This window comes from Bacteriovorax sp. HI3 (assembly GCF_059738875.1).
Map to the genome: position 1 here is coordinate 827,214 of NZ_AP026946.1, position 18,392 is coordinate 845,605.

General features: G+C 41.0%; 28 protein-coding genes. 22 read left to right on the forward strand and 6 right to left on the reverse strand.

Annotated elements, in window-relative coordinates:
• Positions 1–6 precede the first annotated feature (6 nt).
• From AC6JA8_RS03920 to AC6JA8_RS03950, 7 genes are read left to right on the forward strand one after another with little or no spacing between them, the layout of a single operon-like run.
• On the forward strand, positions 7–1,623 hold the full coding sequence (locus AC6JA8_RS03920) for a hypothetical protein (RefSeq protein WP_497975847.1): 1,617 nt from the start codon (positions 7–9) through the stop codon (positions 1,621–1,623).
• Positions 1,623–3,452: a carbohydrate binding domain-containing protein gene (locus tag AC6JA8_RS03925; RefSeq protein ID WP_497975848.1), complete on the forward strand. Its 1,830-nt coding sequence runs from the start codon at positions 1,623–1,625 to the stop codon at positions 3,450–3,452. The genes AC6JA8_RS03920 and AC6JA8_RS03925 overlap by 1 nt, the downstream gene beginning before the upstream one ends.
• 8 nt (positions 3,453–3,460) lie before the next feature.
• Entirely contained in the window at positions 3,461–3,970 is a 510-nt protein-coding gene (locus AC6JA8_RS03930; protein ID WP_497975849.1) for a lysozyme, read from the forward strand.
• A 7-nt stretch (positions 3,971–3,977) separates the two neighbouring features.
• On the forward strand, positions 3,978–4,229 hold the full coding sequence (locus tag AC6JA8_RS03935; protein WP_497975850.1) for a hypothetical protein: 252 nt from the start codon (positions 3,978–3,980) through the stop codon (positions 4,227–4,229).
• Between the two features lie 33 nt (positions 4,230–4,262).
• Complete coding sequence (locus AC6JA8_RS03940) at positions 4,263–4,676, forward strand: hypothetical protein (protein WP_497975851.1); 414 nt, start codon at positions 4,263–4,265, stop codon at positions 4,674–4,676.
• A 2-nt stretch (positions 4,677–4,678) separates the two neighbouring features.
• Positions 4,679–5,020: a hypothetical protein gene (locus AC6JA8_RS03945; RefSeq protein WP_497975852.1), complete on the forward strand. Its 342-nt coding sequence runs from the start codon at positions 4,679–4,681 to the stop codon at positions 5,018–5,020.
• A complete protein-coding gene (locus AC6JA8_RS03950) occupies positions 4,950–5,318 on the forward strand; it encodes a hypothetical protein (RefSeq protein WP_497975853.1) in 369 nt (122 codons plus the stop codon). Before AC6JA8_RS03945 ends, AC6JA8_RS03950 begins: the two co-directional genes overlap by 71 nt.
• Here AC6JA8_RS03950 and AC6JA8_RS03955 read toward each other — a convergent pair.
• The 3 genes from AC6JA8_RS03955 to AC6JA8_RS03965 all read right to left on the reverse strand — a co-directional run bounded on the left by AC6JA8_RS03955 (position 5,308) and on the right by AC6JA8_RS03965 (position 7,300).
• Positions 5,308–5,844 carry a hypothetical protein gene (locus tag AC6JA8_RS03955; RefSeq protein ID WP_497975854.1) on the reverse strand — a complete coding sequence of 179 codons (537 nt, stop codon included), beginning with the start codon at positions 5,842–5,844 and terminating at the stop codon, positions 5,308–5,310. The genes AC6JA8_RS03950 and AC6JA8_RS03955 overlap by 11 nt on opposite strands.
• 3 nt (positions 5,845–5,847) lie before the next feature.
• The gene (locus AC6JA8_RS03960; RefSeq protein WP_497975855.1) at positions 5,848–6,189 is read right to left on the reverse strand and encodes a hypothetical protein; all 342 of its coding nucleotides are present in this window, start codon (positions 6,187–6,189) and stop codon (positions 5,848–5,850) included.
• Positions 6,190–6,808: 619 nt separating this feature from the next.
• Complete coding sequence (locus tag AC6JA8_RS03965) at positions 6,809–7,300, reverse strand: helix-turn-helix domain-containing protein (protein WP_497975856.1); 492 nt, start codon at positions 7,298–7,300, stop codon at positions 6,809–6,811.
• 141 nt (positions 7,301–7,441) lie between these two features.
• Here AC6JA8_RS03965 and AC6JA8_RS03970 point away from each other — a divergent pair, with 141 nt between their 5' ends.
• From AC6JA8_RS03970 to AC6JA8_RS04030, 13 genes are all read left to right on the forward strand, one after another.
• Positions 7,442–7,666, forward strand: a complete 225-nt coding sequence (locus AC6JA8_RS03970) for a hypothetical protein (RefSeq protein ID WP_497975857.1) — start codon at positions 7,442–7,444, stop codon at positions 7,664–7,666.
• A gap of 80 nt (positions 7,667–7,746) precedes the next feature.
• Positions 7,747–8,301 (forward strand): siphovirus Gp157 family protein, encoded by a 555-nt coding sequence (locus AC6JA8_RS03975; protein ID WP_497975858.1) that lies wholly within the window; start codon positions 7,747–7,749, stop codon positions 8,299–8,301.
• The gene (locus AC6JA8_RS03980) at positions 8,301–9,386 is read left to right on the forward strand and encodes a recombinase RecT (RefSeq protein ID WP_497975859.1); all 1,086 of its coding nucleotides are present in this window, start codon (positions 8,301–8,303) and stop codon (positions 9,384–9,386) included. The genes AC6JA8_RS03975 and AC6JA8_RS03980 overlap by 1 nt, the downstream gene beginning before the upstream one ends.
• Before the next feature lie 249 nt (positions 9,387–9,635).
• Positions 9,636–9,854 carry a hypothetical protein gene (locus AC6JA8_RS03985; RefSeq protein ID WP_497975860.1) on the forward strand — a complete coding sequence of 73 codons (219 nt, stop codon included), beginning with the start codon at positions 9,636–9,638 and terminating at the stop codon, positions 9,852–9,854.
• Positions 9,838–10,092 carry a hypothetical protein gene (locus AC6JA8_RS03990; RefSeq protein ID WP_497975861.1) on the forward strand — a complete coding sequence of 85 codons (255 nt, stop codon included), beginning with the start codon at positions 9,838–9,840 and terminating at the stop codon, positions 10,090–10,092. Before AC6JA8_RS03985 ends, AC6JA8_RS03990 begins: the two co-directional genes overlap by 17 nt.
• The gene (locus AC6JA8_RS03995; protein ID WP_497975862.1) at positions 10,093–10,386 is read left to right on the forward strand and encodes a hypothetical protein; all 294 of its coding nucleotides are present in this window, start codon (positions 10,093–10,095) and stop codon (positions 10,384–10,386) included. It begins immediately after the preceding gene.
• Positions 10,387–10,616: 230 nt separating this feature from the next.
• The gene (locus AC6JA8_RS04000; RefSeq protein WP_497975863.1) at positions 10,617–10,778 is read left to right on the forward strand and encodes a hypothetical protein; all 162 of its coding nucleotides are present in this window, start codon (positions 10,617–10,619) and stop codon (positions 10,776–10,778) included.
• 14 nt (positions 10,779–10,792) lie between these two features.
• Positions 10,793–10,930 carry a hypothetical protein gene (locus AC6JA8_RS04005; RefSeq protein WP_497975864.1) on the forward strand — a complete coding sequence of 46 codons (138 nt, stop codon included), beginning with the start codon at positions 10,793–10,795 and terminating at the stop codon, positions 10,928–10,930.
• 154 nt (positions 10,931–11,084) lie between these two features.
• Complete coding sequence (locus tag AC6JA8_RS04010) at positions 11,085–11,213, forward strand: hypothetical protein (RefSeq protein ID WP_497975865.1); 129 nt, start codon at positions 11,085–11,087, stop codon at positions 11,211–11,213.
• Positions 11,206–11,499, forward strand: coding sequence for a hypothetical protein (locus AC6JA8_RS04015; protein WP_497975866.1), 294 nt, complete (start codon positions 11,206–11,208; stop codon positions 11,497–11,499). The genes AC6JA8_RS04010 and AC6JA8_RS04015 overlap by 8 nt, the downstream gene beginning before the upstream one ends.
• Before the next feature lie 118 nt (positions 11,500–11,617).
• Complete coding sequence (locus AC6JA8_RS04020) at positions 11,618–12,934, forward strand: site-specific integrase (protein ID WP_497975867.1); 1,317 nt, start codon at positions 11,618–11,620, stop codon at positions 12,932–12,934.
• Positions 12,935–13,098: 164 nt separating this feature from the next.
• A complete protein-coding gene (locus tag AC6JA8_RS04025) occupies positions 13,099–13,527 on the forward strand; it encodes a hypothetical protein (RefSeq protein ID WP_497975868.1) in 429 nt (142 codons plus the stop codon).
• A gap of 99 nt (positions 13,528–13,626) precedes the next feature.
• Entirely contained in the window at positions 13,627–14,319 is a 693-nt protein-coding gene (locus AC6JA8_RS04030) for a hypothetical protein (protein WP_497975869.1), read from the forward strand.
• On the opposite strand, the gene AC6JA8_RS04035 is transcribed toward AC6JA8_RS04030, so the two are convergent.
• Positions 14,316–14,894, reverse strand: coding sequence for a MarC family protein (locus AC6JA8_RS04035; protein ID WP_102242533.1), 579 nt, complete (start codon positions 14,892–14,894; stop codon positions 14,316–14,318). The two genes, AC6JA8_RS04030 and AC6JA8_RS04035, sit on opposite strands and share 4 nt — an antisense overlap.
• Positions 14,895–14,989: 95 nt before the next feature.
• Between AC6JA8_RS04035 and AC6JA8_RS04040 the strand changes: the two genes are divergently transcribed.
• Positions 14,990–16,264 carry a L,D-transpeptidase gene (locus tag AC6JA8_RS04040; RefSeq protein ID WP_497975870.1) on the forward strand — a complete coding sequence of 425 codons (1,275 nt, stop codon included), beginning with the start codon at positions 14,990–14,992 and terminating at the stop codon, positions 16,262–16,264.
• A gap of 132 nt (positions 16,265–16,396) precedes the next feature.
• Positions 16,397–17,164 carry a phosphatase domain-containing protein gene (locus AC6JA8_RS04045; protein ID WP_497975871.1) on the forward strand — a complete coding sequence of 256 codons (768 nt, stop codon included), beginning with the start codon at positions 16,397–16,399 and terminating at the stop codon, positions 17,162–17,164.
• Here the strand turns inward: AC6JA8_RS04045 and cdd are convergent.
• Together cdd and AC6JA8_RS04055 are read right to left on the reverse strand one after the other, a co-directional pair.
• Complete coding sequence (gene cdd / locus AC6JA8_RS04050) at positions 17,161–17,556, reverse strand: cytidine deaminase (protein WP_497975872.1); 396 nt, start codon at positions 17,554–17,556, stop codon at positions 17,161–17,163. The genes AC6JA8_RS04045 and cdd overlap by 4 nt on opposite strands.
• Positions 17,556–18,389 (reverse strand): purine-nucleoside phosphorylase, encoded by an 834-nt coding sequence (locus AC6JA8_RS04055; RefSeq protein WP_497975873.1) that lies wholly within the window; start codon positions 18,387–18,389, stop codon positions 17,556–17,558. The genes cdd and AC6JA8_RS04055 overlap by 1 nt, the downstream gene beginning before the upstream one ends.
• Positions 18,390–18,392 lie beyond the last annotated feature (3 nt).

Genomic DNA, 18,392 nt, shown 5'->3' on the forward strand with positions numbered 1-18,392 from the left:
TGGAGCATGAGTGTTACTTCAGAAGAGAGTAAAGTTAATTACGTTGCTAATGGAGCTTCCACTTACGCGATCCCTTTCAAGTTTTCATTAAAGAGCCATATTGCTCTTTATGTTAACGATGTAAAAAAAGAATACGGTACTGACTATCAAGTCTCTGGTGAAGGGAATGATATGGGAGGGGTGTTAACAATTATTGGCACTCCTCCTGATGGTAACTTACCTTTGGCAATTCTTCGAGAAGTTCCAATTAAACAAGGAAATACCCTAAACGAAAATGGGCCATTTCTTGCTGGAACCATCGAACAGATGTTCGATGATAATACTTACATTCAACAATTCCTTAATGAAATTCTATCACGCTGTATTCGCTTTCCAGTCTCTTCCACGAAGAATCCGCAATTAACAGGGATGCTTGTAGGTGGTGGAGTTCTTCTAATCAAGGAAGATGGATCCGGATTAGAAGCGGGGCCAAAGCTTTCAGCATTTCTAGGTGACCTAAATCAAAAAGTTTCAGATTCACAAGCAGCGCGCGATGCCGCTATTGATGCTAAGAATGAAGCCGAGTCTGCAAAAGATGAAGCGGTAGAAGCAAAGGAAGGCATTCTCGAGGCTCGTGATTCGGCTCAATCATCAGCAGAAAGCGCTAGTGATTCAGCGACAGCGGCGGCAGGATCCGCTACAGCATCCGCGTCTTCAGCAGCAGCTGCACTGGTTTCAAAAAATGCAGCTGCAACATCTGAAAATAATGCTGCTAATTCCGCAACAACTGCATCTAACGGGGCCGGAACCGCTACAACAAAGGCTGCTGAAGCTCTTGCTTCTAAGAACGCAGCTGCATTATCTGAGACAAACTCAGCGAGCTCAGCTGCAGACGCAGCGATTTCAGAAGCTAACGCTGCCAATTCGGCGACCGCGGCGGCTACCGCTGCAGCGTCGGTGCTTTGGAATGATGTTGAATTCATCACATTTGCAGATAGCCCGGTAACAATCACTGAAGCAAGGAGAGGGAAACTTCTTTCTATTGACTGCTCGAGTGGTGAAGTTGTCGTTAACTTACCGCAAATTTCAACTTTGGATTTATCTACACCTTGGGTTCTGGGAGTTAAGAAAACAGACTCGAGCGCAAATGCAATTAAAATCAATCGCGGTGGTACTGATCAAATTGATGGTGCCACTTCAAAAAATATCACCTCTCAAGATGCAGGGGCGACGCTCATTCCAGATGTGGATCCAAACCCAGACGCATGGACGAGCTGTGAGTTCGGTGTCGGTGGTGGTGGAATTGGAGCACCTCAAGGGACACGCCAAACAGGTGTGGCCATCAGTGCAGCAAATAGAATTACGCCGGCATTCGGAAAAGCAACTCAATCAATTTTTGTAAAAGGAAATGGCGGTCACGTGACTGTCACAAACGTTATGCCTATTGAAGTGGCAAATATGACTATCGGTCAACAAATTTCAATTTGGGGTACTGATAGCAATGCCAAGCTAACGCTTACTCCAGGAGTAAATTTAGCTATCAATGGTGAGGTCGAGCTCGGCAAAGACAACATGATCAGGCTTGAGTTCTTAGGGACCGATGGGACTTATGTCTCATGGGGCGAAGTAGGGAGAAATTGCTAATGAAAAATATCTTATTTTTATTGTCTTTTATTTTTTCGTACCAGGTTTCAGCGGCACTAGACCGTGAGATTGGTTTTGATATTGGACAACTAAAAGCTCTTGGCAGTACTCCGGCAACGCCTGCTGCGAATAAGGCTAAGGTTTACTTAAAGGATGGAAGGCTAAAACTTTTAACCTCTGATGGAATTGCTGAGAACCTTGGCGACAATTCAGGCAACTTGTTAAAGAACTACAGTTTTGAGTCCGGATCAACTGGATGGACTGCTACCAATGGATCATGTGCTACCAGTTCAGGCGTTACGATGGACGGCACTCAAAACTGTCTATTTACGTCTTCAGGGACTAACTGGTCTAATGCTCAAGAATCTACGACAAACGCTGCTAGATGGGCCGGACAAGAGCTTACAGGCTCTATATGGGTCGGTTCAGTCAACTCAAGCGATCCAATTTGGCTTTGCCCTAAAGTTAATGGTGTATCTGTAACAGCATCAGTAGCTAATGGCTGTACTCAATACACAGCAATTGGATCTCCTCAAAAGCTTACAGTTCAATTTATTGGAGGTTCTACATCAAATGGAATTGAGCTTAAAGGTTCTGCTTCTGGAACCGTCGTGGGCATGGATAAAGCATGGGTAGGTGAAAGAACCAATGCGGTTAACGGGTTATTAAACACACCTATTAAAACATTCACTCCAGTTGTGTCTGGCCTTGGATCAGGATCAGTGGCTTCTTCTGGGGGGACTTACCATATTATCGGGGAATGGGCATTTATTAACGTCTGGTTTGTCAAAGACGGAACCGCTGGTTCTGGTTCAGCTTCAGTTGAAATTGCTATGCCTTCAGGCGTGGCAATCAATATGGCGAATGTAACTGTGGGAAGTGGCGGTAGAGCTACATCTTACGGTGGAGCTTATTTAACATATAATACAGGCGCTAACGTTTATGCGATTAGCGTTCTCCCTTCTTCTGTATCTGCGATTAGATTTCAATCGGGGACTACTTCAGGTGCCGCGGAATTGGCCGGAAGCTCTATTGGTGCCGGGCAAATCTTTTCTGCAAACATTAAAGTGCCAATCTCTAACTCAGGCGGCTTTAATGCTTTCTCTACAAAGTGTGATGATCTTAGGCTATGTGAAACAGTTTTTAGCGCAAATGTTTCTTCTGCTAATGCTGTTTCCGGTCAAAGTACTGGAACTGCCTATCCTTGGCTGGCTTCAGCTTCTTGGTCGAGTGGGACTCTTACCATCACTCCAGTTGCTGGGATGTTTGGTGAAGCGCCAAATTGTTGGGGGATTTCTTACGTGCAGGGCCAGCGCATGGCCATTGCATCAGAGTCAGCGAATTCTATTTCTTTTACAAATAGAGCAAACGACGGAACTGCAAATGCAAATGCGGACGTAAAAGTTTTTTGTCAGAAAAAAGGTGACGACTACGCACGTTCAAAAATTACCCAACAGATTATTCAAATGCGAGGAGTGCCAACAGCGCCTGGTGCGACAGGTGGCATTGATCTCATTTCATTCAAGTTTGGAGCGACAATCTCTAGTGCGTGTTCGGCTACAGGGGCTTGTCCGTACCTAGTTCCTCTCGCTGGGAATACTGGTGGAATCGTTTCTTTCTCTCGAAGCACGGCGGGATCGTACGCTCTTGTCACAGAGAAGACATATAAAAACTTCCATTGCACAGGCTCAACTAGAGGAACGGCTAATTACACCATTCTGTGGTCTACGCCTTCAGTGAACACGAATACTTTTCTAATTCAAACAGACACAGGTGCCGGATCAGCCACTGACTCATGGGGAACGGTTAACTGTTTTGGTTCTTATTAGGAGTTAAAATGCAAAGAAGGGACTGCAATACAAAAGGCCTAGATCTTATTAAATTTTCAGAAGGTTTTTATTCAAAGGTCTATAAATGCCCTGCGGGTGTATGGACAATTGGAATTGGAACAACTTATTACCCAAACGATGAACGAGCTCCGGCCGGTCTTCAGGGGAAAAGAGTAGGCCCGTTTGATCCTCCTTGTACGTTGGAGCAAGCATATTCCTGGTTGAACTATGAGCTTGACCAGAAAGAAGATGAAGTTAATAACTGGCTTGTGAAAAACAATGTTCAGTTAAACGATAATCAATTCTCTGCTCTTGTTTCTTTTGCTTACAACCTTGGCAGCGGGCCAATCACGGCAGGTGATAGTACTCTTTCTCTGGCACTTAAATCAGGTAAAAGAGAGAGGATTGAGTCGGCATTCAAGCTTTACGTTAAAGCAAAGAATAAGTGGGGTTTTAAGGTAACTCTTCCTGGACTAGTGAAGAGAAGAGAGAACGAGCTGAAGCTTTTTTTCTCATAGGAGATTCATGGAATTAGAAACAGTATCAAGGCTCTGGCCCCTGCTGCTAGCACTGGTAACAGTAATTATCTGGTGTATCAGACTTGAAGCAGAAGTGAGGTACCTTAGGAAGGATCATGAAGAGCACAAAAGAACACAGCAAGACAAGGACTCTGCAGTTTGGAAGAAGCTAGACTTTTTTCAGCTAACGATGAATGACGCTATTAAAGTTCTTTCCAGGATCGAAGGAAAACTCGAACACAATTCAAATAAAGAATAGTCCCACCTAGTGGGATATAACACGGAGGTTATTTTGAAATTGATGAACTTCTCTTTTTTAGTGGCAGGTATTTTAATGCTGCTAGCATCATTCCAGGTCTTTGCTCAGGATGTTGTTATCCCGGTAGTTACAAACGAAGATTTCTTTAAGCTTCTTATCGAGTCCATTGGTGGAGCGAAGGGGGCGACAACTTTAGCAATCGTAGGTATTGCAGTTAAGTTGATTCTATCCTTTTTCTCAACCGAGATGGCCGGCCAGGTGTTTAAGAAGCTCAGTGGCGGTGTGAAGCTTACTATTGTTTTAGCTCTAACTTTAGTGTCTGGTGTTGTCGCCTTAATGGTTTCTGGCGTCCCACTCGTTACAGCGTTATTGCACTCAACAACACTGTCTGCATTCGTGGTTCTTTCGAACCAGGTTTACAAACAGTACTTTGAAAAGAAGGCTTAATCATGGTGGGAGTGGAAGATATTTTAGATCCGCTTTTTGAATTCGGGCTAGCTCTTGAAATCGAGGCGCTAAAAACGAAGCTCCCATTTCTCAGGGTTCCAATTGTGTCACAGTTTATCGATTGGATTCTTAGAAAATTTATGACACAGCTTTATACGCCAGGAAGAAATGCGGCGATTTATCTTCAGGTGAAGCTCACTAAGGAGCACCAAAATGAAGAGCTCAAAGAAGCTGTAGAGCAAATCAAAACAATTGTCGCTGAAGGAGCAACTGATGAACAAATTAGGCAAGCAAGGGAAGAGATTCGCAAGCGTGCTCGTGATCTTGTGCGTGTTAATATTTAGTTCATGCTCAAGAATTCCGGTTAAAAATTCAGAGTGGTTCTTAGACCTTGGAGATCTTGGCGCTGATTCATTCTGGATTTTTGAGGGAAAGGAACGCGAGCTCTCAAAGGAAGAATGGGACAAGGAACGTTACGGAATGTTTTGCACTCTTTCAGATAACTATACCAACATGGTCACGGCAATTGAAACTTTCTGCAGACAGTATAATGTTTGCGAAAAAGAATTCAAAAAAAAACTGAATAACTTTAAAGGCAAGTTAATTCAGAATCAATTTAAAGCCATTCAGCTTAAAGATTAAAAAAGAATTGGATCATGATCGGGCCAAAGCTTAGAACGAAAGCACCCACCTGAATTAAGAAACATTTTTGATTACTGAATCTCTTAATTAAAGCTTCCAACTCATTAAAGATTAAATCTTCGCTTGTCGCTGTAGATACATTCTGTCCTGACTCTTCTATTTCTTTTGATAATGACTGAACGACTTCAGCAACTTCTTTTTCTAGGTAGGGTACTACTTCTTCTCTTGCCGACTTCCACATCTCATTGAACCCAATATAAATAACTCCTGTTATAATAGACAAGAGTTGAAACGCAAGTAAGAACTTATAAGAGCATGGACTGTATATTGTAGGAATTTCTTTAATGCCTGTGAGTGTATTGTATACTATGAAAATTGAACCAGCGAGCATCCATCTTGATACAATGTCAAACTTTTCAATGCTGCTTCCTGCTCCTCGCAAGCCTAGATGGACAACATTTTCAGCAGCCTTCTTTAAGCGCTTGTGCTGTTCTTCACTTAGCTTGTACGGTTGTGGGTCTGTCATTTGCTACCTCGTAAAATTCACACAACTATTTATGCAAAGATTTAAGCTATTCCCATTCACTACATAGTCCCACGTTTCAGGTGATCCATTTTTCATTACAGTCGCTTTTGAAGTTGTGATCGGTGTTATGGTGTAAGTGTTGTCACTAACCTGGACACCTGATACTTCCTCTACAAGTTGTACCTGGTTTCCGGAAAATGTGAGATACTGTGACACGTTCCCGTTATCGTATCTCCACGTTCCACCATAAAGGCCGGAGTTTAAAATGAGTTTATTGTCGGAGCTCTCTTTGCTTCCACAAGAGACAACCAGGATCATGGCAGTAATCATTAAAATCTTCAGCATGGGACTTTCTCCTTTTCTCTATTTTCGTACAAAAATAGCCTATGCTTTAAAGAATTAATTCCTAAAAGAATCAAAGTTCCTTTTAAAGGAACTTTGAAGAGTACTCATTTTGCATAGGGAGTTTGGGATTATATCTGTAGAGGTGCCAACTTTTTGTGGTTTTGGGTGCCATTCTAAACCGATTAAGGGTAGGCAATTTTGATTCCCCCCATTTTAATTTTTCAAGAGTTGTTAAACTAAATCTAAAGATTCCGAATCTATGCTAAGTGGCCGTGTAATTAGGCTTTGATTCCTGGATACGAAATGGACGTTGCGATTATTGACCCCTGCCTGATTACGCAAAAGATCTACTCTAAGCTAATTCAAGGTGAAGCCGATGTGTCGGTGGATTGTTTTTCAAGCCCTGTAAACTTGTTCTCCTCTAGGAAGAACTACGATCTTGTGATTTCTGAATATTACTTTGAAAAGTTTAGTCTTGAAATTTTCTGGTTAGAGTTTCATCCAAATAGATTAATCATCTTAACAGGAAGCAATCTCGATATAGAACTGAATTGTTTGGGAGTTTTTAAAAAGAATTCGATTCACTCAAAAAACAATATTGTGAACCTGGTAAAAGTAATTAGGCCTTCTTCGCAGCTGAAGCTCGTTCACCCAGCAGGCCCTTAAGCTTTTCTTCCAAATCAATCGACGTGTACTTATTAAGCTCTTGTGTAAGTTTTAAGCACCAGCTCGCAGTGAGAATATGGTCGGTTTCATAATTCATTCTTAGAACTCTGACGAATTCTTCATGGCCCTCGGCTTGGTACGTTTTCAACTCAATCGGGTTTAAACATTTTTGAGCTAGGTCATCCAGGAGAGTTTTAAAACTATCGTGTCTCTCTACAGGACGGGCACTGCCTTGTGATCCGGGTGTCATAAAGAAGTAGTATGGCTCCACCTTCAGAAATTTTGCGAGTTCATTTAGAGTTTCATCTCGGGGAATAGACTTCTTTCTCCACCAGTTATTCACTGTGCTTTGAGAAACGCCTAGCTGTTTTGCGAGGTTGATCTGATTTAACCCATTGGCTTCCATCAGTGTCGATAAATTTTCTAAGAAATACTGTGTGATCATGTATTTTCTATACGCCATTTTGTCGTAATAACCTTCGCTAAACGACTGTAATAATTAAAAAAACAACAATTAATCGAAATAAATACGACAAAGAAAGTTTATCAAATTGACATAAACGACAATTTGTCATAATTTCTTTTCATGGAAACTATCATTGTGAATGAAAAACTCGTGTCTGAGTTTGAAGACAAGGTCAAAGATCCCATCATTGAATTGCAGTTCAAGGGTGGGGTTAGCTACGGGACAGCCTATACGTTTCTAAAAACGAAGACGGCTCCCCGCAGAGAGAAAACAAGAAAGATGATCGCTGAAGGGCTGGGTGCCAAAGTAAGCGATCTCTTCAAAGTTTCTCGAACGGCATCTTAGTAACACAACAAAATCTTTTTAAAAGATAACGTGTAATTTTTACGCGCGAATTTTTGCGCGCAATTTTTTTGGAGGACAGTATGTCAGATACAAATTCAGTAGAGACCAAAAAGGAAATGACCCTTTACGGAGCAGCTCATGAACTTGCCAGCATCGAGGCATTCATGAATGAAGAAAACTTCGTGGCGCTAGGTGAAGGAGAGCAACAAGCTGTTGCAGACAAGATGCAGGAAATGCTTTTTTTCCTGAACAGTAAGACAGATGCAGTTTGTGGTTTCAATTCAAAGGCGGAAGATTTCATTAATGCCATTGATAATAGAATCGCTGAACTGAAAGAACTTAAAGAAAAATGTGTGAAGAAGCAAGCCAACTTTCACAAGTATATCCTTGCAGGAATGGATCAACTTAACACTAATAAGTTGGTGGGGAACCTGTATTCAATTTCATATAGAAAACCATTGTTGTCAGTAGAAATTCTAAATGAAAATGAACTTCCTACGAAGTTTATTAAAACAAAAGAAGTTCACGATATTGATAAGGCCGGAATTAAGAAGGCCATTGAAGAAGGACAAGTTGTTAACGGAGCTCATTTAAAGCTTGGCGAAAGAAAGCTTTCCTTCAAGGCAGGTAAATAATGGGAGAGTTAATCTCATATGAAAGATTTCTTTTAACCCAAGGCGTGAAAAGAACTTTTGAAGAAAATTATATCCGTGGTCTCTTTGAAAGCAATAAAGATATTGATCAATCATTCGTGGTGGATTTTCTTCATCAGGCACAATTAAGTGGTGCTAATCCAGCTCAGAAACAAATCTACCTTGTTAAGTATTGGAATAAGGGGATTGGTAAAAAAGTTGGAGTCGTTGTTTTTTCTTATCACTTCTTTTTAAACCAAGCGAATCAAACAGGTGAAGTTGAAGGGCTTGAGGTTGAGACTAAACTAGAGAAAGTTTATGACCCAATCACAAGGGAAGAGCGTGAAGAACTTGTCGCAACTGCGATCGTTAAACGTAAAGGGAGAGGAGCTACAACTCATAAAGCTAGATGGTCAGAGTTTTATAATCCAAACAGTGATCAGTGGAAGTTGAGACCTTATGGAATGCTTGAGAAGTGTGCGATTGCAAACGTCTTGAGATGGGCTTTCCCGGAGGCACTAAGTGGTATGTTTATAGAAGATGAAATCTCTGAGCAAAACTACGAAGGTGTAATCAAAATTGACGATCCTAAGGCAATTGATGTCGCTGTTCAAAAAGCAGACGCTGCAAAGAAGATGGCCGAAGAAGCTCCTCATGTGAAAGAGACAATGGCCCTGGCTCAAGAGGTGGAGCAATTACTTGACCAGGTTCAGACGTTCACGGTTACAGAGAAGACAGCACTTCTTAAAAAGCTATTCATTAGAAACATTAAAGAACTTTATACAAAATCGTTAGAAGAGTTGACGGTTGATAAAGATCTATTGGTTGAAATCATTAACAATCAACAAGAGAGTGCTTTAAAGAACTCTCAGATGAAAGCTGGGCAGATTGAAAGATTTACTTTTTCAGTCACGGGTAACACTGCTTCTCATAAGAACGCATTAAAAAGTTTGGGTGGCAAGTGGAACGCGACAACGAAGAGCTGGGACTTCTCGAATGTTCCAGCTGATTACCACAAAGAAGTTAAAAAATTAGAAGGATTGAATTTTATCTATCCTGGAAGCGAAGAGTCCGCTTCAGCAGGATAAAGACTTGAGGCGCGTAAGGGTGTGTGAATGGCACTAATTACTTTTATAAACCAGCGCGCCTCATTTTTTAAATTAGACGATAACCAAGGAAGAGTTGATCGCGAGCAACACACTACACATCGGCCCCTGGTGTTTTAAGAGGGGAGGGTGCTACGACTTTTAAATTAGAGAGATTGGGTGGAACGGTCAAAGACCAATTGATCAAAGTAACAAAACAATAACATTAATCGTTCCACCCATTTTTAAATTATGACAAGAAGTAAAACGGACATTGAAAGTGAAAGAAGGGAGCTGAACTCGCGAGCAAGCAGAACCTGCACACGCGTTCGTGAAAAGGATGAAGCTTCAGCACCGATGCCTATTGCGATTCTCGCTCCGAATGGTGGCGAAGAGTTCTTTAGGAAATTGAGCTTTGCTGTAAATCAAGAACTATACAAACACAGGGGAAGTCATGGTCGAAATTCCTGAAATGCAATCGGATCATCTAGCCAAGTTACGCTATCTCAGAACAAGAATGGGAGAGCTTACTTTAAGTGAGAAGGTTTTTATTGAAAGCATTGTTGATAATAAACCACTTGATGGTGATCAGGCATTTATGCTGAATATTACTTATCAAAACGTAAAAGAGAGCGATGGTCTTTTATTGCCAAAGGATCATGGGATTCACATTGTGGAATCCTTTGAGTCATGCGGGAGAGCTGTTTAAATGAACAAGAATACAGTTAACTTGAAAGGTAAAGTGTTTGGCCAGTTGACAGTTGTTCAATATATGGGGCGAAAATCTAACGGCGTAAATACCACTACAGCTGTGTGGCTATGCCAATGCTCTTGTGGGGAATTCTGCACTAGAACGCGTGCAGGTCTAAATCAAACAAAATTAAAAAATTATGAATCTGTTTGTTCTCATGCTTGTCCTAAAAGGACAATGGTTGTGAATAAGAAAAAGTATATTCCAGTTTCTGAAAGAGTAGATGCGAGTGCTCTGATGAATACTCCTTGATTTTGATGAAGTAAGAAAATGAAGAGCGTCGGGGGTGGTCGCATACGCCCCTTTTTTAAGGAATGAATTAGTAGGTGCGGATTTATTAAATTGCTAAAAAACTAGATCTCGGGGAGCCCGCACCCTTCCCTTGAATATAAAGAACAAAGCTGGCGCGACAGCTATTATAAAATACATAACTAAAAATTTGAACCTCGGGAAGTCGCGCTCTTCCCTTGCAAGGATGGACTATGAATTTATCACAGTTATGGAACTTTAAAATCGGCGGAAGCTTTGATGGCACTTACGAATTTTTATTAGTTCAATTTATTGTAATGCTTGTTGTTGGTTTCTTGCTCTATCGAGTTGGCTTCACAGAAGGAAAAAAGAAAGGCAAGGGTGATCCTTCTTAGTTTGGATTAAATAATTGCTAGCGGCGTGGGAAGCTGTGGATGCGAAAGTAGGGAGCGGTATCTCGTTCGGCGAGCGTCGTGAAATCTTTAAGCCACTGGAGACACGCAGGCCGCTCATTGAGACAGGAGTGCCAGAGTCGCGCATGGCCTAGCACGGAAAGCCCAACTCCGTAAAAAGAAAAGGCGGTGTGTGAATGATCAATGGCCGCACTTAAACAGGCATGATCTGGAAGCAGGGAAGTTCTGCCGATGTACTCAGTCACTGTACTCGCTAAACCGTAACGTGGCAGTCTTGAGTAGGTAGCTATGGACTTTAAATACAAAGCTAGCCGTTCAATGGATTCTGGTTTCGTAAACCAGTTCGCTCCGGGTGGGACTAAATCACCAGCAGCTCCTCAGTGCTTAATCTGGGGTTTTAAAAATAGTTATGAATAAAATTTTATATATATGTCTTTTAATTATTAGCTTTAAAGCCGGCCAAGAATATGAGCAAAGGCTTAAATGTATCAGCTTCGGAAAGAAGTGGGACATTGATTTAGGGAGATGTGAAACCGTGGCATTGATGAGTTATGACGTTGTAGTGAAAATTCAAAATGAAAAACAGAAAGAAGCCTATGACCATTTGATCAAGGCTGGAATTCTTTCTCCTGAAGATCAAGACGATCAAGAAGAGCACAATCAATTTCAGCCAATAAATAAAAGTAGTGCGTTAAGATTCTAAAATGAATTGGATTTTAAAAATAAATTAAATGGATTTTTCAAGCAACTTAACAAATTTATTTCCGGACAGTAAGATGCCGCCTCACAAGCTAGTCGAAAAGCTTAAAAGAGGAGTATTTATGAACGGACTTATTTTGTCCGACTGCGGGAGCGTGTGCTCTTGTGGCGGAGCTTTCAAAACCATTTTCAATGAAATCATCAAGGCCAAATATCCGGCCTGCGATAAATGTCAAAAACCACCATCCCTTCTTCGAGTGAAAAAAAGCTTTCCTGGAAAGGATGGAAAAGTTTACTACGCCTGGTTTAGAGATAATCTTCAAGGCAACCGTCTTGATTCTGTCAGCGACTGCATAGAGTTGATAGGCCAGCTCAATAAAGAAATCACAGATCCAAGCTTTAAGTTAGAAAAATATAATTCTAAAGCTAGAGAGTGCATGAGTGTTGAGAATGTTTTGAATGAATATTTGGCTCACGCAGATAAACGTTTCACTCTTCCACAGAGGCACCGGTTGAGATTGACCAAGGGCGGGCGAAGAACACTTGTCTCAAATGTTAAAAATCACTTACTGCCTTACTTTAAAGAACGACTAAACTCAAAAGGTGAAACTGTAACCCGATACATTGATGAGATCGACAAGAAAGAAATTATAAAATTTTATGATTCTTACGTGCGGCACTTTAGAGCTCGAGACAAAGCAACGGGGGAATTGAAAGCTCTTCTTAACTTTGCAAAAGATGAGCTTGAGTACATTAAAGAAGTGCCTCCATTTCCTTATATTCCAAGAGCTCGATCATTAACCAGGGAAGAGATCCCGGATGAGGACACTCAGCTAACCATAGTGCGGGCAATTGAAGATGAGTTCTATAGGGAAGTCTGGATTATTGTCGCTTCGACTGCAAGTAGGCCCTGTGAGATCATTGTACTTTTGGCTAAAGACTACAACCCAGAAACTCGCGAGTTAACGATCTCGAGACATAGATCAGATGGTGAGATTGAAGAGGGTCGTAAGTCCATTCAAGGTCATGAAGAATTAGGAGTGATAACACACACAGTTGATGATGAGGCGCATCGAATTCTTGTGAAGCACATTGAAGGCAAGGGCCCCGAGGATCCAATTTTTCCAGGAAGGCTTTCAAAGTTTATTGGTGATACCACCTTGCGCAAGCACATGAAAATGGCTTGTTTAAAACTTGGCTTCATGTATAGGCCTTATGCTGTCGCCAAGCACTCAACACTAAATAAATTTGTTGAAGAGCATGGATATGAAAAGGGTGTTCAGTTTTCAAAACATAGCGATATTAAAACGCTTAAAATATATGTGAAACCAAAAGTTAAAGACGATGGTTTTGTGAACTCTAATAGATTTGCACTTGGTGGTGCGAAGAAGGTGCAGGACGAATTTGACAACGTCGTAAGCCTTAGTAATTACAGATAAAATTTGTATGTTAACGGGGGTTCGAACCCCTCAACGCCCACCATTTTTATTCTTCCTATTAATCCCTTTATTCATTTATTAAGATTTCATCCCTTTCGGGGGCTTTTCTTTACATTCAAAACAGCTGCATGTTAATTCCGGTTAAACTTCAACCAGGAATTCGTATGAAAATGCTTCTGCCTTTGATTCTCATGACCTCAATGAACCTGCATGCCAGCGAGATTAAATTCATTTCATGCACTGATAATCAAGAACAGTACAATGCTTTCTTTAAGATCAAGAATGATAAGATTCTGTCTTATGCATTTAACGATTATGTTGGATGGAGCGAAGAAATTGAAGTGACGCCAAAAGATACTGCTAATGGTGAGCTTTGGGTCCAGTGGGGAGATTTTATGGACACGAATTACGGTTTCGTTGTGACCGTAAAAAAAGACCTGTTGAATGGTTGGAAAGCGCTTAATTGGACTAGTGGAAATGACTCTGACAATTATGAAGCAGTTGTTAACGATTTACCTGTTGCCTGCCACCTCCTAAAGCACAGACCGTATGGTGTAAATATTGATTCCTTAAATATCGAACGCAGCCTTTAATTATCTGACTAAGTCTCTTGGTATTTTATTCTAAGTACCAAGAGACTTAATTTTTAAAAAAATCCTAGTAATAAATTCCAGTTAGATAGACAATAAGTTATGTCAAAAAATGTTATCTTAGCTTTTGTCTTTGCTTTGATGATCTCATTTTCAGTAAATGCTGAAGAGGAGACATCTTCTAAAAATGCTATCGTGGCAGAGTTTCTTTTTGCAGAAGGAAATTACGACATCAGTGGCCCGGGCATTGATTATAAGTTCAGCTCAGACTTCGCTTCCCGTTTAAAATTTTCTTACCTGAGACGCTTGAATGAGAGGTTCGTTCTTTTTGGAACGTTCTCGACTTATGAAATCACCGTGCTCAATACGACTGACAACTCAAGCCGCAAGAGCAAGATGGGGGGTTACGAAGTAGGGGCAAGATATTACATTTCCCAGCGCTGGTCAGCGACAGTGAGTGCGGAAAGTAAAAAGGAAATTTTCTTTGAAGACCAAAATGGCATCATCAATGGTGTTGTTGCTTGGACGAAAAGACTCAATGGTGGACTCTATATGAAGGCGTTTGAAAAAGGCGACTTCGCCATCGTTCCTTCTCTGAGAGTCGGGTTTATCCTGCCATCAGGGGATCAGAAGATTGGTACTTCTTATTTAATTAATAGTAACTTCAATTATTTCTTTCCAAAGGTCAGAGCGAGCTTAGGTGTAGGTTATGAAGCCCGCAATCAGAAGTACAAAACCATCAAGCTGACAGAGAGCGGATTACAGTTTGCTTTCGGTGCAGGTTATAGTTTCTAGACTCCTACAATATTTTTCTTAATCAGACGGATGGCCATTGCCAGAAGAATGGTCCCGAAGAACTTTCTTAAGATGATACTTCCACTGACGCCGATTTTTCTATCGATGAAATCCGAAGACTTTAAAACGAAATAAACAAAAATCAGGTTGAAGAAAACACCGAGGATAATGTTAATTCTCTGGTATTCAGCATTGAGTGAGATCAGAGTCGTCATAGACCCTGCTCCTGCGATCAATGGGAAGGCCAGAGGAACGATAGGAGAGGTGTAGGCAAGTTGTGGGTCGTGTTTAAAGATCTCGATGTTTAAAACCATTTCCAGGCCTAAAAAGAACATGATCAAACCACCGGCCACGGCAAATGATTCAACGTCTACACCAAATAGGTGAAGAATCGATTCTCCGATAAATAAGAAAGCATATAACAGGACACCAGAAACAATGGTGATCTTAAAAGCATCGAGCACTTTGAATTTCTTTTTGATGTCGAGGATAAAGGGAATGGCACCCAGAATATCAATGACCGAAAAGAGAATAAGTGTAACTGAAAAAAATTCTTTAAAATTTATTGAGTTCATACCAGTTGATCCTAACTCAATATCTGTAAAAAATACACTGCTGTTTTGAAAGTCAAACTTGTTTGATAAACCCGACAAAACTCAGGGGGATTCTTATGATCAGGCAAGCTATTGTCTCTTCAACTGTTGCTGTGCTTTTAACGATGTCAGTTCAAGACGTTTATGCACAAGCTGTATTGGGGAAAAATTCACTTTTAACAAACCAGTTAGTCGTTCCGGCCGAAGCGGCCAATAAAGTCGTAGGCGTAAGGCTAGATGACTTAGTTAACAACTTTCCTTCTCTTGTTCCGGGTCTTGCTAACGTAGCGGCCAACATAAAGAGCAATCCACAGGCCTTTTTTAACAGCGGGACAATCGAAGTTGTCCACAATGTTTTCTTAAATAAGCTTCCGGAAGTGACACCGGGAATGGTTCGTTTATCGGTTACAGCTTATGTTAAGTATAAAGGCTTCTCAAATTTTGAACGCTTTACTGTTTCATACAACAATGGAGCTAAGAAGTTAGCTGATATGCTGATTCAACCAGAAGGCTCTGTGAATTTAAGAGACACTGCTTTTTCCATCACTGTTGGATTAGTTGATAGAAAAGTGATCATCGAAGACTCAATGTACGATATTAAATTCGTCTTCCCAATCGGTGTCGGTGGATTTGATGAAGGTGTTTTAAACGAAGGTCGCGTAAGCCTTTTAACTCCACGTTTTCAAAATGGAGTGATTGACCAGAGAGCGGTTATTTCAAAAAGAGAAAAACCTCGTTACTTTGATGGCAAACCATTTATCAGATTATTAAAAGGAAATGATATTAGAAATGATATGACGGCGATTGGTTTCCACACTGAAATCAACGATTCATTCGTCAGAGGGTTCGACTCTCACGGGTGTATGAGACTTCGCGTTCCTGATCTAATGGCGCTTCATGACCTGATCATGGATAACGATGAACAACAAACTCCGATCACTGTGTCTTATAAAACAAAAGACCAAGCGGATCACCCGGCAGGAAAGAGAAACAAAACTTATAAAACAGTTTTAAACAACGGGACAAAAGAAAGCCCGTTCTTCCCGCTAGACAGAGACAACCTGGTGCAATTGACTTACAAGGAGACGGGAGCCCCAGTTGATAAACTTATCGACGATGCTAAAGACAATTACGAAGATCTTTTTAACTACGACACTCAAGAGCAGTTAAAAGAGCAGAATGCCCGTCGTAAAAATGAGTGCCAGGCAAAACTTATGGCCGGAACTATCGGGACATCTCCAAAAGATATGGAAAAGTGCCTGGACGCTGGAAAACGTGAAGATTCGGCCAAAGACCGCATCTACCGCAAGTTCATGGGAATTGATTCGATTACCGTATTAGACTTATTTTAAGAGCTTAAAGGGGATTTCCCTAATTAGAGGCCTTAAATAGGTGATAAATTTTACAAGCTTTATGGTGAGAACCACACCATTTGCTAGAGTTAAAAGGAATCACTTATTTAAGGCCTTTTTTTTGGTGGAAGCATGAAAGCAAAAATCCTTTTTCTAAGCGCAATCCTGATTGCCTCAATTCAAACTCTTCACGCTAAAACATTAATTGTCAGCGATGTGGATGACACCATTAAAATGACCGATGTTCTTGGAAAAAAAAGAACTATTATTTTCAACGGACTTTTTAGAGAAAAAGCGTTTGCCGGAATGAGCGAGCTTTATAATAAAATGGTGAATCAGGATACGTCGATCTATTACGTTAGTGGATCTCCTAAAGTTATCCGTGTGCGCGTGAGTGAATTCCTGGAGGAAAACGATTTTCCACAACAGCACAATCTTCTACTTAAAGATTCGATGAGTGATGATACTTATGAATACAAAACAACAACAATCAAAAAACTTATCAAAGAACTCAATCCAGACAGGCTGATTCTAATTGGTGATGACACTGAATACGATCCACAGGTGTATGAGCATATCAAAGCAGAGTACCCGGAATTGTCTTCGACAATTTATATCCGTGCTGTCAGCAACCGCGAGGGAGTAGAGACGTCGTTTTTCACACCAATGGAAATTGCCGGACATGAATTCTTAGAAGGAAGACTTGATAAGCGCGCATTTAAAGTTGTGGCCAATGGATTTATTAAACAGACAAATGACAGTGGTATTGTTCTTAAGTCCCGCTATTGTCCTAAGAAAGGCAGAGAAGCAATAGAGGAACTCAAGCACAAAATCGCGGATCAGGACATCACTGAGCTTTTTGCAAAAACCCAGAAGAAAATCATCAGGTCTTGTAATTAACCGATGAGGTGATCTGGAGTAAACGAAAGAGGAAGCAGTTCAGAGAACTTCATAGTGACTTCTTTTCCGTTTTCGTCACCCATGATGACTTCCATATCTTTAGCCGCAAATTCACTCATAACCTGACGGCACAATCCGCATGGCGGCCATCCGTCTTTTGTATAAACGTAAACTTTAGCAATCTTCATTTTTTGGTCAGAGACAGCTTTCAAAATCGCCACTCTTTCAGCACAAATTGTCCCGCCGTAGCTGGCGTTTTCAATGTTGCATCCAGTGTAGATAGAGCCATCACTCATTTCAATCGCACTTCCTACTTTTGCTTTTGAGTAAGGAGAGTAAGCCTTGCTGGCAGCATCTTTCGCTTTTTCGCGTAGTACTTTTTTAATTTCCATTATTTTACCCTCGAAAATTTAACGATTGAACGGTTAAGAAGTTCAGTGAAGTTACTCATAACTTTATTGGCTTCATCTTTAATGTCTTCGTGTTTTAAAGTCTGGTCGATAATCCCGGCCCCCATGTTGGTTACACATGAGACACCACAAACTTTAAGACCGATGTGATTAGCAACGATCACTTCGTGAACAGTGCTCATTCCCACAACGTCACCGCCCAGGATTCTGAACATTCTGATTTCTGCTGGAGTTTCATACGTCGGCCCTAAAACACCAACGTAAACACCTTGTCTGTTGTTCATTTTTAATTCAGCGGCAGTCTCTGCCAGAATGTCGATGTATTTTGCATTGAAAGCGTGAGACATATCCGGGAAACGAGGACCAATTGAATCATCGTTTGGTCCAATTAATGGGTTTCTTCCTGTCAGGTTAATTTGGTCAGTAAGAATCACTAAGTCTCCAGGCGAGTAACTTAAATTCACTCCACCAGCGGCGTTAGTTACGATTAGCGTTTCGATTCCAAGTTTTGCCAGAACGCGGACAGGGTAGACAACGTCTTCCATGTCGTGGCCTTCGTAAAGGTGAAAGCGTCCCTGAAGAGCGACAACTTCAACACCACCAACAGTTCCCAGAATCATTTTTCCGTCGTGCCCTTGCACAGTCACTTTTTTGAAGTGAGGAATGTCGTTATAAGGAATAACGGTTTTGTTTTCCATCTTTTCAACAAAATCTCCCAGTCCAGAACCCAGGATAACTCCTACGCGTGGATTGGTCTTTTTTACGTTGTGAATATGAGCGACGGTCTTTTCTAGTTTTTGTGTTAGTGATTCCATTTT

What these genes read in the sequence shown, in the direction of transcription:
- AC6JA8_RS03920 (WP_497975847.1), top strand. Translation starts at nt 7, where the DNA reads ATGAGTGTTACTTCAGAAGAGAGTAAAGTTAATTACGTTGCTAATGGA.
- AC6JA8_RS03925 (WP_497975848.1), top strand. Translation starts at nt 1,623, where the DNA reads ATGAAAAATATCTTATTTTTATTGTCTTTTATTTTTTCGTACCAGGTT.
- AC6JA8_RS03930 (WP_497975849.1), top strand. Translation starts at nt 3,461, where the DNA reads ATGCAAAGAAGGGACTGCAATACAAAAGGCCTAGATCTTATTAAATTT.
- AC6JA8_RS03935 (WP_497975850.1), top strand. Translation starts at nt 3,978, where the DNA reads ATGGAATTAGAAACAGTATCAAGGCTCTGGCCCCTGCTGCTAGCACTG.
- AC6JA8_RS03945 (WP_497975852.1), top strand. Translation starts at nt 4,679, where the DNA reads ATGGTGGGAGTGGAAGATATTTTAGATCCGCTTTTTGAATTCGGGCTA.
- AC6JA8_RS03950 (WP_497975853.1), top strand. Translation starts at nt 4,950, where the DNA reads ATGAACAAATTAGGCAAGCAAGGGAAGAGATTCGCAAGCGTGCTCGTG.
- AC6JA8_RS03955 (WP_497975854.1), bottom strand. Translation starts at nt 5,844, where the DNA reads ATGACAGACCCACAACCGTACAAGCTAAGTGAAGAACAGCACAAGCGC.
- AC6JA8_RS03960 (WP_497975855.1), bottom strand. Translation starts at nt 6,189, where the DNA reads ATGCTGAAGATTTTAATGATTACTGCCATGATCCTGGTTGTCTCTTGT.
- AC6JA8_RS03965 (WP_497975856.1), bottom strand. Translation starts at nt 7,300, where the DNA reads ATGATCACACAGTATTTCTTAGAAAATTTATCGACACTGATGGAAGCC.
- AC6JA8_RS03970 (WP_497975857.1), top strand. Translation starts at nt 7,442, where the DNA reads ATGGAAACTATCATTGTGAATGAAAAACTCGTGTCTGAGTTTGAAGAC.
- AC6JA8_RS03975 (WP_497975858.1), top strand. Translation starts at nt 7,747, where the DNA reads ATGTCAGATACAAATTCAGTAGAGACCAAAAAGGAAATGACCCTTTAC.
- AC6JA8_RS03980 (WP_497975859.1), top strand. Translation starts at nt 8,301, where the DNA reads ATGGGAGAGTTAATCTCATATGAAAGATTTCTTTTAACCCAAGGCGTG.
- AC6JA8_RS03985 (WP_497975860.1), top strand. Translation starts at nt 9,636, where the DNA reads ATGACAAGAAGTAAAACGGACATTGAAAGTGAAAGAAGGGAGCTGAAC.
- AC6JA8_RS03990 (WP_497975861.1), top strand. Translation starts at nt 9,838, where the DNA reads ATGGTCGAAATTCCTGAAATGCAATCGGATCATCTAGCCAAGTTACGC.
- AC6JA8_RS03995 (WP_497975862.1), top strand. Translation starts at nt 10,093, where the DNA reads ATGAACAAGAATACAGTTAACTTGAAAGGTAAAGTGTTTGGCCAGTTG.
- AC6JA8_RS04000 (WP_497975863.1), top strand. Translation starts at nt 10,617, where the DNA reads ATGAATTTATCACAGTTATGGAACTTTAAAATCGGCGGAAGCTTTGAT.
- AC6JA8_RS04010 (WP_497975865.1), top strand. Translation starts at nt 11,085, where the DNA reads ATGGACTTTAAATACAAAGCTAGCCGTTCAATGGATTCTGGTTTCGTA.
- AC6JA8_RS04015 (WP_497975866.1), top strand. Translation starts at nt 11,206, where the DNA reads ATGAATAAAATTTTATATATATGTCTTTTAATTATTAGCTTTAAAGCC.
- AC6JA8_RS04020 (WP_497975867.1), top strand. Translation starts at nt 11,618, where the DNA reads ATGAACGGACTTATTTTGTCCGACTGCGGGAGCGTGTGCTCTTGTGGC.
- AC6JA8_RS04025 (WP_497975868.1), top strand. Translation starts at nt 13,099, where the DNA reads ATGAAAATGCTTCTGCCTTTGATTCTCATGACCTCAATGAACCTGCAT.
- AC6JA8_RS04030 (WP_497975869.1), top strand. Translation starts at nt 13,627, where the DNA reads ATGTCAAAAAATGTTATCTTAGCTTTTGTCTTTGCTTTGATGATCTCA.
- AC6JA8_RS04035 (WP_102242533.1), bottom strand. Translation starts at nt 14,894, where the DNA reads ATGAACTCAATAAATTTTAAAGAATTTTTTTCAGTTACACTTATTCTC.
- AC6JA8_RS04040 (WP_497975870.1), top strand. Translation starts at nt 14,990, where the DNA reads ATGATCAGGCAAGCTATTGTCTCTTCAACTGTTGCTGTGCTTTTAACG.
- AC6JA8_RS04045 (WP_497975871.1), top strand. Translation starts at nt 16,397, where the DNA reads ATGAAAGCAAAAATCCTTTTTCTAAGCGCAATCCTGATTGCCTCAATT.
- cdd (WP_497975872.1), bottom strand. Translation starts at nt 17,556, where the DNA reads ATGGAAATTAAAAAAGTACTACGCGAAAAAGCGAAAGATGCTGCCAGC.
- AC6JA8_RS04055 (WP_497975873.1), bottom strand. Translation starts at nt 18,389, where the DNA reads ATGGAATCACTAACACAAAAACTAGAAAAGACCGTCGCTCATATTCAC.